At 49.5% G+C, this 11,756-nt stretch carries 8 protein-coding genes; 3 read left to right on the forward strand and 5 right to left on the reverse strand.

Features of this window, described 5'->3' with window-relative positions; genetic code table 11:
• Positions 1-79: 79 nt before the first annotated feature.
• The 3 genes from PKX57_RS04110 to PKX57_RS04120 all read left to right on the forward strand — a co-directional run bounded on the left by PKX57_RS04110 (position 80) and on the right by PKX57_RS04120 (position 4,790).
• The gene (locus PKX57_RS04110; protein ID WP_213920172.1) at positions 80-1,840 is read left to right on the forward strand and encodes a right-handed parallel beta-helix repeat-containing protein; all 1,761 of its coding nucleotides are present in this window, start codon (positions 80-82) and stop codon (positions 1,838-1,840) included.
• Positions 1,841-1,857: 17 nt separating this feature from the next.
• Positions 1,858-3,012, forward strand: a complete 1,155-nt coding sequence (locus PKX57_RS04115; protein ID WP_472416109.1) for a cytochrome c biogenesis CcdA family protein — start codon at positions 1,858-1,860, stop codon at positions 3,010-3,012.
• 110 nt (positions 3,013-3,122) lie between these two features.
• The gene (locus PKX57_RS04120) at positions 3,123-4,790 is read left to right on the forward strand and encodes an Ig-like domain-containing protein (protein ID WP_472416110.1); all 1,668 of its coding nucleotides are present in this window, start codon (positions 3,123-3,125) and stop codon (positions 4,788-4,790) included.
• A gap of 106 nt (positions 4,791-4,896) precedes the next feature.
• Here PKX57_RS04120 and PKX57_RS04125 read toward each other — a convergent pair whose 3' ends face one another.
• The 5 genes from PKX57_RS04125 to PKX57_RS04145 all read right to left on the reverse strand — a co-directional run.
• The gene (locus PKX57_RS04125) at positions 4,897-8,370 is read right to left on the reverse strand and encodes an InlB B-repeat-containing protein (RefSeq protein WP_472416112.1); all 3,474 of its coding nucleotides are present in this window, start codon (positions 8,368-8,370) and stop codon (positions 4,897-4,899) included.
• Between the two features lie 66 nt (positions 8,371-8,436).
• Positions 8,437-8,901 (reverse strand): hypothetical protein, encoded by a 465-nt coding sequence (locus PKX57_RS04130; RefSeq protein ID WP_472416114.1) that lies wholly within the window; start codon positions 8,899-8,901, stop codon positions 8,437-8,439.
• Positions 8,902-8,921: 20 nt separating this feature from the next.
• Complete coding sequence (locus PKX57_RS04135; protein ID WP_213920167.1) at positions 8,922-9,986, reverse strand: hypothetical protein; 1,065 nt, start codon at positions 9,984-9,986, stop codon at positions 8,922-8,924.
• An 11-nt stretch (positions 9,987-9,997) separates the two neighbouring features.
• Positions 9,998-10,783 carry a hypothetical protein gene (locus tag PKX57_RS04140; protein ID WP_472416116.1) on the reverse strand — a complete coding sequence of 262 codons (786 nt, stop codon included), beginning with the start codon at positions 10,781-10,783 and terminating at the stop codon, positions 9,998-10,000.
• Positions 10,784-10,796: 13 nt separating this feature from the next.
• On the reverse strand, positions 10,797-11,756 hold a 960-nt coding region (locus PKX57_RS04145; RefSeq protein ID WP_472416118.1), incomplete at its 5' end, for an InlB B-repeat-containing protein.

Here is an 11,756-nt window from a genome sequence, read left to right on the forward strand (position 1 = left end):
GGGTTTTTTGTTGCCATGAAGGGCTGTTGGTGATATAATTTATCGTGATTAACTTTCTTTACTCCTGTGAGGTGGACCCATGCGAAAGATTGCTTCTTCAACAATCATCGTTCTAGCTCTTCTTGTATTGTTATCGGGCTGCGGTTCGAAGATCGAATTCTCAGTTCCCGAGCAGAGAGTCGTTCAAGGCGATCTTCTTTCCATCGATCTCAAAAACTTCGCCAAATTCGCTGGTGATTCGACGGTCTATTTCTCTTTGATTTCCGGTGTGGGCCGTGTCGTGGGAAGCAAATACGAGCTGTCTGCCGACCGATCGCTGACCGGCGCACAGACGGTTGAGATAGCCGCCTTTACGAAGGGTGGCGAACCTGTGAGTTCAAAGTTCAAGGTGACCGTCAACTCCAAGGATTTCCCGCCCGAGGGTAGCATTCCCGATCTCAACATGATAGAGGGCGAGTCTCTGAATCTCCCGCTTCATGTTCTGATAGTCGACCCGGAAGGTTCCGAGGTTGAGTACGAACTCTCCGGAAAGTACAAAGAGGGCTTCGCCTGGATAGAAGAGAGGCTCCTTTTCATTCAGGCCAGGTACATCGATTCCGGACTCAACGAGCTTGTCGTAAATGCAAAAGACAAGAACGCCAACTCCAGCAAGGTATCTTTCGTGGTGAACGTGAAGGCGACCAACAACGCCCCGGTGGTCGCGATCCCCGATCAGTCGGTTCAGGAACACAGATCGCTGACGATCGATCTTAAAAACTTTGTAAGCGATCCGGACGGAGACGAAATCACTTTCGAGTTGCCCGCTGAAGCAGCAGGCAGCGTGAGTTCGGGAATCTTCACATACGCCGCCGGGAGCCACCAGGAAGAACCGGTCACTGTTCTCATTAAGGCAACCGATTCTAAAGGTGCGACTGGCGAGGGAACGTTCAAGATCTCTATATCGAAGGCCCCGGATGTCGCGGAAGGCGTTCTGACCGTAGGAGCGATGGGCCAGTACGCGACGATTCAGGAAGCTATCAGCGCTGCCAAAGATGGTGATACGGTCAAGATCCTCCCTGGAACTTACAGGGAAAACATAACGGTGAACAAGAGCATCACGATGATCGGGACTTCGAAGGACGAGGTCATTATTCAGGCTGCCGACGAGTCGTCGCCCGTTCTCTTCATCAGGGGCGTGGAGAACATCGTGGTTGACAACCTCTCCTTCCAGTCTAGCGGTTCGGTTATCAACTTCTCCAGGTCTTCAGGCCAGGTTGTCAATTCCTACATCGCCGGCGGAAGGTTCGGTATCTCTTTCAGTGGAGATGGAAAGACAGTGAGGGTCTCCGATTGCTATATAACCAGCCTCATGGGGATTGGCAACGACGAGTACCTAAGCACGAGGCTCGTGGGCATATACGCCTACGGTGAAGCGACGCTCGTCGTGGAGAACACAGTATTCGAAAGAACCGGTACCGGGGTCAATTTCTCCAATGGCCTGAACTACCTGGTTCAAAACAGCATTTTCAGAAAGAACACCGTAGGAGTTTCGCTCAGCGGAACGGCAGTCGGTTCGCTGGTTGGCAACACGATCACCGAGAATATCGATAACGGAGTATTGGCCAACATCACCTCCACGGCAACGATCACCGACAATCTTTTCTATAACAACGCCAGACATGGACTGGACCTCTATCTGAAGAACTGCACTGACTGTGGCTGTGGCGGCACTGAATTCAAGGGAACTGTACTTGGTTCGGGCAACGTTTTCGATTCTGAGGAGGAAATCTGTCCTCTCGACTACTGGCAGGAGGGCTTCTACATTTTCGACGAGAATCTTGGAAAAGAAAATATAAATTGAGGGCTGGTCGATAATCGATGAAGAGAGTTCTACTTTTCGCACTTGTTTTATTAGCGGGAATCGCTCACGGAGCGGTGGTGATAGATTTCTTCGGTGTAGCCACCTGTCAGGAGTGCTTCGAGGCCGAGATGATGCTCGACAGTTTGAAATACGAAATCGACGACGATGTCGTGCTGAATAAATTCATGCTCACCGAGGCGAAGAACCAGGAGTTGAAGCTCAAATACGCCAGAGTGTACGATATCCCCGAGAGCGAATACGATCTGTATCCCCTGATTTTTATAGGCAAAGACGCCTTTTATCCATCGAACATGAACCCCGACGGGCTCCTGAAGAGTATGCAAAACTACTCACAGGAAGAGAGAGAGGCGAAGCTCAAGGTGATCGAAGAGCTCGAAGAAGACGTTAGTCAGAGACTGAAAGACAGGTACGAACAGTTCAGCGTATTGGTGGTTCTCGGCGCGGGCCTTATAGACGGCATTAATCCCTGCGCTTTCGTGGTACTGATATTCCTGGTTTCTTACCTCTATTACGTTGGCAGGGGTAGGAACGAAATACTCATAGCCGGTTTCTTCTTCGCTATAGGCATCTTCGGCGCCTATCTGGCGATGGGTACCGGCCTTCTCGGTGCGGTAGGGTACCTGGAAAGTGTCTCCAGGATCTTTCAGTTAGTTTTTTATCCGGCGATGGCCGTCTTCACCGGCATTCTCGCCGTTCTATCTATCCTGGATTTTTACAGGATGCACTATAAAGGCAAAAAGGCCGTTCTCGAACTCTCGGCCGGTTTGAAGAAAAAGACCCACGATATCATACGCAAAAACGCCCGGGCGAAAACCATCTGGATCGCTTCTCTCGTAACGGGTGTTCTCGTATCCTTCGTTGAGTTCATGTGTACCGGACAGGTCTATCTCCCGACAATAGTTTATGTTATCAACAGCGCCGGAGTCTCGGCCGATGCGCTCGGTTTCCTGGTGATCTACAATCTCGGCTTCACAGTGCCTATAATCGCTATAACGCTTATCGCGTATTTCAGTTCTTCGACGAAGAAGATCCAGGAGTACATGACATCGACGAACGCAGCCGCGAAGATAAAACTGATCATGGGAGCCCTGTTCACCGTGTTTTTCATTATAATGCTCAACATTACGCTCAAAACGTTCGGAGTGATTTGATGCTGTGTGTTCAAAACGAGATTTTCGATATCGCTTCGAGAAAACCGGAGTGTCATTGAAGATTTAAAACCCTCCTCGCTTTGAAGGGTGATTATTTCTGGAGGTTAAGAATGAACAGAAAGCCTATATTGTGGTCGATTTTGATGGTTGCTTTAGTGGTTTTACTGGTGAGCTCGTGCAATAAATCGGTCAGTCTGTACCTTGAGTCTATACCGGCCAAATACGTCGATGAAGGCGACGAGTTGAAATTTTCGCTCGCTTCGTACGTTGTGGCGACCGGCGAAAAAAACGGGCTGGTCTATGAGATTGTCAGCGGAGTCGGAGCGGTTCTGGGTGAATACTACTCGTACACTCCCGGCTTTTCCGATGCCGGTCAACACACTGTAAAGATAAGGATTTCCGACGGAAGTAACAGTGTATCGGGAAGTTTTGAGGTAATAGTCAGGAACAAAAACAGGGCTCCTTCGATAGATATCGCAAACCAGTCGATGGCTTACAGCGAAACGTTGACTCTCGATCTGCTAGACTTTTCCAGCGACCCGGACGGTGACACTTTGAGTTTTTCCATCGTCAGCGGTGTAGGTACCCTGACCGGCAACACATACACGTACAGTCCGAAGGTGGCCGATATTGGCGATCATCCGGTTACTATAACGGTGAGCGACGGTAACGATGGTTCAGATAGCGCTTCCTTCGTCATCTCTGTGTATAACGACAACAATCCGCCGGAGATAGATATCCCCGATCAGCGAATGGCGGAGGGCGAGACTCTCTCGCTGGATCTTCTCAATTATGCGCATGACGAAGACGGCGATGAGTTGAGCTTTGAACTCGTTTCCGGCGTCGGGCAAGTTGCGGGGAGTACATACAGTTATTCGGCCGATTACGCCAGTTCCGGAGAACACACTGTCAGTATCGTGGTAACGGACACGAAGGGAGCAAGCGACACGGGCGAATTTCTACTGACGGTGGATAATACGAACAGACCTCCCGTAGTTCCCTTCAATCCGCAGCCATTAGATCAGGAAACGGGAGTTCCCACGGATACGACTTTGTCCTGGAGCTGTACAGATCCAGACGGCGACGATCTTTTGTTCGATGTTTACTTCGGAACAAAGAGTACCCCCCCGCTCTTTGCCAAAGGCGTTTCCGGAACCTCTCGTTCGGTTGGTACACTCAAGCCCGATACCACTTACTACTGGAAGATAACCGTTACCGACGGAACAGATACTGTCGAGGGACCGGTATGGACGTTCAAAACTCTGGTACCGCCGGTATTCCTGAGAATTTCTTCCCTTCACGACAACGGCGTATCGCCGGTTGTCGTGATCGACGGGGTGGAGTATTTTTTACCGGTTGTGTATGAAACTACAAAGAACACGACCGTTCTCCTTTCGGTGGATCAGAGTCAGGAATTCGATTACAGTCCCTTTGTCCCCGGAAAAGATGCTAGAACGGAATTTAAAGGCTGGTCGGACGGTTCAGATGAACTTGCGAGAAACATAAAAATGGAGAGTTCCGTGGATCTGTACATCGACTTCGATGCCAGTTATTACCTGAGAACATCGACCTCTCCCCCGAACCTTGCCGATGTCGATGGGGCAGGCTGGTACCCTATGAATTCAAAAGTGGAGATAACCGCTCCAGATGTCGAAGAATTCAAGTTCAGTCACTGGGATATGAACAACCACGATAGATTCTCCGTTTCCAGGATAATTGTGATAGAGATGAACGAACCCAAAAACCTGGTGGCCTATTACACGCACATATGTCCCTAGAGATTGACTCGTGAAACACTGAGCTATAAGCTAGAATTGACAATCAAGCCACAAAAAGAAGGGAGTAAAACTTGGTTTACTCCCTTCTCTTTTTCAAGAATCGCCGTTAACGGCTCATGCTGTCATCGTAACCGACGATGGTATTGGCATGGTTCGTCCTCACGTTGGTGTAGTTATAGCTGTTCCAGACATCGTTCGATGTCATGCTGGAATACTTGTTGGCATCTATCGATATAGATATCAGATAGCCGGAATTGACGTAGGATTTCAGAGTCAGTATATCTTTATCGCTTGCTATCTGGAGGACCTCCATAACCGAAGAGTGGCTTCTGTATCTCGGTGCTTCACGCCAGGCCGGTTCTGAAGGCCAGGAAGTATGATCGCTCGTGCTGTAGGGCATTTCCTTCCAGCTGCTTATGCCTATGTTTGAGATCACTTTCATCGCGTTGACATAGTGAGCGCCTTCGTCAACGCCGTTGTTTATCTGGTGATAAATGAAATCTGGACTGAAGATCCTGTTCTGGTATGAATTCGTTGGAGAACCTTTGCTGTCGCCCACCCATTGTGCTCCGCTCAAGTTCCAGCCCCTGTCTCGAGCCTCGTAAAACGTAGATATATAATAACCGATCGAGAAAGCGACGCAGGAACCTTCGCTGCCCTGGTTGCCTATCGGCGGGAAATAGATCGAACTGGAGTAGTCGATCATGGCCGGTAATGCGTCTTGAGTGATGAAACCCTTCGCTTCGCGCCAGTTGATACTTATCTCTTCCCATTCTTCTTCCGTTGGCGGTCTTAGGCCCGTGCCGAAGCCATCTATTATCTCGTTGTAATTCACTCCCTCTTCGTATATACCCATCTGTTCTTTCATTCTTGCCAGTAGCTCCGGAGAAATCCCCGCTCCACCGTCGTACTGGAGATCGTAGAACGGACTCGAAGCATAAGTCACGCTGGGGATCTGCACATTCACGCTCGAGTCGTTCACAGTGTTCTTCGGTGTTTGCGTGGAAGTGAAAACGTCAGTGGGAATTCCAGACGGGTAGTTGTTGTACACCTCGACCGAGAATGACTCTATAACGCCCATACTCGAGGTTTTCGAAGAGTCGGAGACTTTCAGGTACACGGTTTCATCGTTGAACGGGAGCAATTCCGTTATATCGAGCACCATTTTGTTCTCCGGGAAGGGCAACGGTCCGCCACGGTAATCGGGGTCATAAACATCGAAGCTCTTTTCTCTCAGGGGCGAAGCGGGATCGCCGACACCCACATATACCCGGCAGTCGTCCCTGACAGGATGGGATATTTCGAACACGGCAATCGCCCTGGGCTCGTAACCGTTTCTCGGATCTGTTATGAAGCATACAACGCGGTTCTTTTTCATGGCTTCGTATGTGATGTACAGGAAGCCGTCTGGTACATTTTCCCATCCCCCGATTCCCCATGAGTTGGCGACTTTGAAGGCTCCAGTTTCAACCTCTTCCTCAAAGTTAGCCACCAGTGTTCTGTCGCTCCTGGCAGTGAATGAGTAATTTGAGTTGGTGCTGACTTGGATCCCCGCTTCGGTCCAGTTCACGAATCTGTAGTCGCGGTTGGCGAGGGCCGTGAGATTAACCGTCTCGCCGTGGTTGTAAATTCCGCCCCCTGTTACCGTCCCTCCGGCTTCGGGATTTGCAGATATCGCTATCGTGTACTGGATGGTTGAGAAGGTGGCAGTGACGTTTCTATCCGCGTTCATCGTGATGTTGACGGGGTTCGTTGAACCAGACAGATCTCCGCTCCAGCCTTTGAAATTCCAGTTTGTTGCAGGGCTGGCGGTCAGCTGAACGATCTCTCCGTGTGCATATGTGGGTTTGTCGGGGTTCCTGGATACCGTTCCCTGACCCGTTATGTTAATTGTGAGTTTGTACGTCTTCTGGGTGAAGTTCGCCACGAGTGTTCTGTTTCCAATCGCTTCGAACGAGTAGTCCGGATCGCCGCTCACCTGTACTCCGTCTTCGGTCCAGTTCACGAAACTATAGCCGGAATTGGCGAGGGCCGTGAGGTTCACCGTCTCGCCGTGGTCGTAAGTGCCGTTACCCGTTACCGTCCCTCCGATTTCGGGATTTGCAGATACAGCTATCGCGTACTGGATGGATGAGAAACTGGCAGTGACGTTTCTGTCTGCGTTCATCGTGATGTTGATGGGGTTTGTTGAACCAGACAGGTCTCCGCTCCAGCCTGTGAAACTCCAGCCTTCCGAGGGATTGGAGGTCAGCTGAACGATCTCTCCATGTGCATATGTGGCTTTGTCAGGGTTTCTGGTTACCGCTCCCTGACCCGTTACATTTATTGTGAGTGTGTACGTCTTCTGGGTAAAGTTCGCCACGAGTGTTCTGTTTCCAATCGCTTCGAACGAGTAGTCCGGATCGCCGCTCACCTGTACTCCGTCTTCGGTCCAGTTCACGAAACTATAGCCGGAATTGGCGAGGGCCGTGAGGTTCACCGTCTCGCCGTGGTCGTAAGTGCCGTTACCCGTTACCGTCCCTCCGATTTCGGGATTTGCAGATACAGCTATCGCGTACTGGATGGATGAGAAACTGGCAGTGACGTTTCTGTCTGCGTTCATCGTGATGTTGATGGGGTTTGTTGAACCAGACAGGTCTCCGCTCCAGCCTGTGAAACTCCAGCCTTCCGAGGGATTGGAGGTCAGCTGAACGATCTCTCCATGTGCATATGTGGCTTTGTCAGGGTTTCTGGTTACCGCTCCCTGACCCGTTACATTTATTGTGAGTGTGTACGTCTTCTGGGTGAAGTTCGCCACGAGTGTTCTGTTTCCTCTCGCTTCGAACGAGTAGTTCGGATCGCCGCTCACCTGTACTCCATCTTCGGTCCAGCCGGCGAATTCGTAGCCCTCGTTGATTGAGATCGACAGATTGACTGTATCTCCGTGAACGAAAACTCCGGCGCCGATCGCATTGCCGCCGTCTTCTGGATCGCATAGAAGTTCAATCCTGTAGCTTGGAATGAATATAACACGGTATGTCGATGTGGTTTCGCCATCCTCCGCCGTAACTATTAATGTGGCTGTACCCGGCAGAGTAGCGGCCTGTACAACCTCAATCGATGCCATCGGATTGTTCGTGATACCTGAGACCACAGGCGGAAATAACACCTCGGGAGGGAGAATCACTTCATAATCGAACCTTTCGGGTGTGAATCCCGTAACTGCCGTCCCGTTGTACAGGAGTGAAGATAGAGAAGAATCGGTGTTCTTTTGAACGGTGAAGTGTATGTGGTAGAACAACCTGTCTTTACCGTTTAACGCTGTTACCGTTATCGTTGTCGTACCCGGAAGCGTTTCGGCGTTATCTATATCTATTACGACCCCTTCAACGCTCGGTGTGACCGTGACGATCGGAGCCTGGACCGTCCCGGCAGCCAGCTCAACGGTGTACTCGTTGACCTGTGGATTGAAATTCTCCAAAGGATTGCCGCTTATACTTATCCCTGTAAGTGATGCATCGTTCTGCCTTTGAACATAAGGACATGCAGTCAGCAGGAAAACAACAGCAACTGAAATCGCGATCAACACGTGTCTTTTCATTACAATTCCCCCAAAAAATGAAGTTTGTCTGAGAAATCGAGACATGCCGATAGAATACCTGGACAACTATTTCTTCAAAGTCCCGGTCCATTCGCCGATCTCTCTGGCCAGACTGTCAAGGAAGATCTTGCCGTCGTTGACGAAAGTACCGGTTGCCGTGACTGTAACTTTACCGTTCAAAATAACATCTCTCATCTCACCAACCACGGGCGGATACCGTAGCTGCATGGTGACGGTGAGGAAATTATCCGGCTTGTCGGTTACGATACCGGTGAAGTCGACTTTTATCAGCTCCAGTCCCGGGGGCATCGTGCTTCCCCAGCCTTCCAGATTGTTGCCGTCCTGGTGCGTTATCGCCATGGTTCCCGTTCCCTTGATAGTCGTGTTGCCACTCTTAACCTTTCCTTCCAATCTCCAGGTCCCGAAAACGGGAACGGCGTTCTTCGGGTCGGAATGTTTCTTCCAGAAACATCCCCCCAGAGTCAATGCGATGAAGAGAATAGCCAGAATAGCCAGTGTCTTTACTTTCATCTTTACCTCCTGAAGGGTTACTATTTATGGGCCGTCCATTCACCTATCTTCCTTGTGGGATTGAGAAGGAATATGCCATAACCGTCGCCCGTACCGTTAGATTCTGCGTAAATTGCGTTGCCCTCGACTCTGAGCTTGCCTTTCATCAGAACGTCGTATTCAACACCGTTCAGCGGGTTGGCTATAATTCCGGTTACGGTCATTTCAGTAGATGAAAATTGCACATCTACGGAAGCGATTTCTATTTCGAAGGTATCGCTCACTTCCTTCCCCTCTTCGTCGGTGTACGTGGAATTGGCAGTGAGCTCTACCGGTCCGGACATCTGCCAGTTTTGCTGACCGATAGTCAGAGTACCGTTTCCATCGGCCTTTACGCTGCCGTAAGTCCCGCTTTCGTAGTCGATGGAGCCTGTAAAGGTCCATTTCCCGAGATAGGGATTGGCGAAGCCGTAGTTGTTGGCGAAGACCGCGAAGTCGGCCAGGGTTATTGATCCGTCGGGAAGACCGGAAAAGGAGAATATCTTCTGCCATATACCCAGGTATTGCTTTTCGGATGCACCGATATCGTACTTTTCGTCGTATTCGGCTGATCCAGCTGAGAACCCGTATGCCGGGGCGAATGCCGCGAAGTCTGACAGTGTGATATAGCCGTCTCCGTTATAATCTCCAATCAGATCGGGAGCAACTGAGTTCTGTGTTAAGAACGAAGCTTTTTTAATTGGCAGGATAACCGTATCGTAGCTCGAGACCGTGATCGAACCGGGATTTTCAAATGGAATTGCGAGAACCGGTTCGGCAAAATCGAGATCTCTGAACTTCGAGAGTGCAATCGTTGTTCCGCTTGTATCTTGACGCGTTATCACCAGAACATCCTGCAGGGGGACGATGTTTTCAGCATAGATATGGGCTCCAGAAAGAGTTATCTCCAGAGCATCGATTCCCCTGCTAACGTACAGATCAAATCCACCGGCTTGCCTTACCAACTTAAAAGCGCTGTCGTTGTGTGAGGAGTGACTGCTAACGCAAGAGGCCAGAAACAGCACAATTATGGAAAGAATCATCGAAATCATCAGTGTTTTCTTCATTTCAAACCCCCTCATTGAATGGTGATTATCCCGACGTCGGATAGATCCAGTCCCTCAACTGCGGGAATAACATCTGTTTTGAAATTGACGCCGCCTTCGCTCAGATACTGAGAAAAAGATATCTCCGTTGTGCCGGTTTTGTCCAAAGCATTGAAGAATATTCTCAATAGTTCTGTGTTTTGAACATCGATGTCTTTTAGTCCGGCAATCGCCACGTGGATTATGTTGTCTTCTGGCTGTCTGGTTATCATCAGGCCTCCGACCAGAGATTGAACTATTCCCGGACAGGTCATATAGCTATCATCGAATTCAAGAACAACCTCAAAAGCGTTGATTTCACCGAGATTGTTTCCCTTTATAACGATACTTCCAAGGCTGTTGTTGACGAGCGTGGTATCGACTATTTCGAACGAGGGGCCCGCAACAACTATCGTCGATGCCTGGCTGATTACAGGATCGCCGGTCTTACCTTTTATATCGACGGGAGTGACTTCGAAGTAAATGTATTTGCCGACATCCTGAAACGTGAGCTGATATTCACGTGAGGTAGCCTGGGCAATAGCTGTTAGGTTTGTTCCGATGGCGTTTTCTGAACGGTACCATTTGTATTTCGAAGCTCCTTCACTGTCTTTTTCCGGATCTGTGTAGTTGTACTCTCCTTTCAATTTCTGCCCGCTTACCGTCTGGCCGGTGATTCTCACATTTGAAGCAACCGGTTTTTTGTTTATTGGTGGACAGCCTGTCAGTGCAACCAGCACGGCTGCCAAAATAAAGACATAATATATGAGTCTTTTCAATCGAATCACCCGCCTAATTTATCGTTATAGTTCCTGGAACCAGCGTGATATGGGGACTTCTTATTTCCTCAGGAGGCTGACTGTCGTTGGTGACTGCCGTTTCAACTTCGACATCGTTGTAAATGTATTTCGTGAAACCGATCGTAGTAGATCCACTCGAGACTTCTGAAACAGTTATCGTCGCTATTTTCTTTCTTGTGGAGAGATCTACCGGTTGACCTCCACCCACGAAATGAATGATTCCATCGGTTGATTTGAAGAGGTTTTGTAGAGTCCAGTTGAGCTCCGGATTGTTTGCCATGGCTAGTATTGAAAGCTTTGCAGGGTCATAGCTCAAAACGTATTCTATGGCTCCAACATTGAATCCGAAGTTTTCGGCGTAAACTTCGATCTGGCCGAAGCCATCGATAGTTTTATCGCTTATTTCGATAGTTCCCTTGATCATATTGAAATTGGCAACGAGCGTTCTATTCCCCGTGGCCGGGAAGGAGTAATTTGCCTTTGTGCTTACAACCGATCCTCCTTCTGTCCAGTTCAAAAATTGATAACCCGCATTCTGTGTCGCTGACAGGTTGACCTGCTGATTATGACTAAAAGTTCCACCGCCGGAGGCCGTTCCACCTTCTGACGGGTTGGCAGATACGGAAATAGTGTATGTCTTTATTTTGAAAGTGACCGCTATCGTGTGGTTGCCTGTGACATTGGTGAAAGTATAGTTTGTTACCGCACCGATCGAACTGCCGTCGATCTTTACATCTTCTATATTGTAACCGGTGTTCGGAGTAATTGTGAATGACTGATTCGCTCCATGGTTTACTTTCACATCGCCGGATGGACTAATACTTCCTCCCGCGCCGGCCGTTGCAGTAATTGTGTACTGCTTAATCATGAAACTGGCGATCACGGTCTTGTTTGAGTTCATCGTGATGTTTGCGGGGTTTGTAGAACCGGTCAAGTCGCCGCTCCAGCCTGT

Source organism: Mesotoga sp. (genome assembly GCF_035363035.1).
Taxonomy (GTDB): domain Bacteria; phylum Thermotogota; class Thermotogae; order Petrotogales; family Kosmotogaceae; genus Mesotoga.

Coding starts and splice junctions, on each gene's coding strand:
- PKX57_RS04110 (WP_213920172.1), top strand. CDS start 80: ATGCGAAAGATTGCTTCTTCAACAATCATCGTTCTAGCTCTTCTTGTA.
- PKX57_RS04115 (WP_472416109.1), top strand. CDS start 1,858: ATGAAGAGAGTTCTACTTTTCGCACTTGTTTTATTAGCGGGAATCGCT.
- PKX57_RS04135 (WP_213920167.1), bottom strand. CDS start 9,986: ATGAAGAAAACACTGATGATTTCGATGATTCTTTCCATAATTGTGCTG.
- PKX57_RS04130 (WP_472416114.1), bottom strand. CDS start 8,901: ATGAAAGTAAAGACACTGGCTATTCTGGCTATTCTCTTCATCGCATTG.
- PKX57_RS04125 (WP_472416112.1), bottom strand. CDS start 8,370: ATGAAAAGACACGTGTTGATCGCGATTTCAGTTGCTGTTGTTTTCCTG.
- PKX57_RS04120 (WP_472416110.1), top strand. CDS start 3,123: ATGAACAGAAAGCCTATATTGTGGTCGATTTTGATGGTTGCTTTAGTG.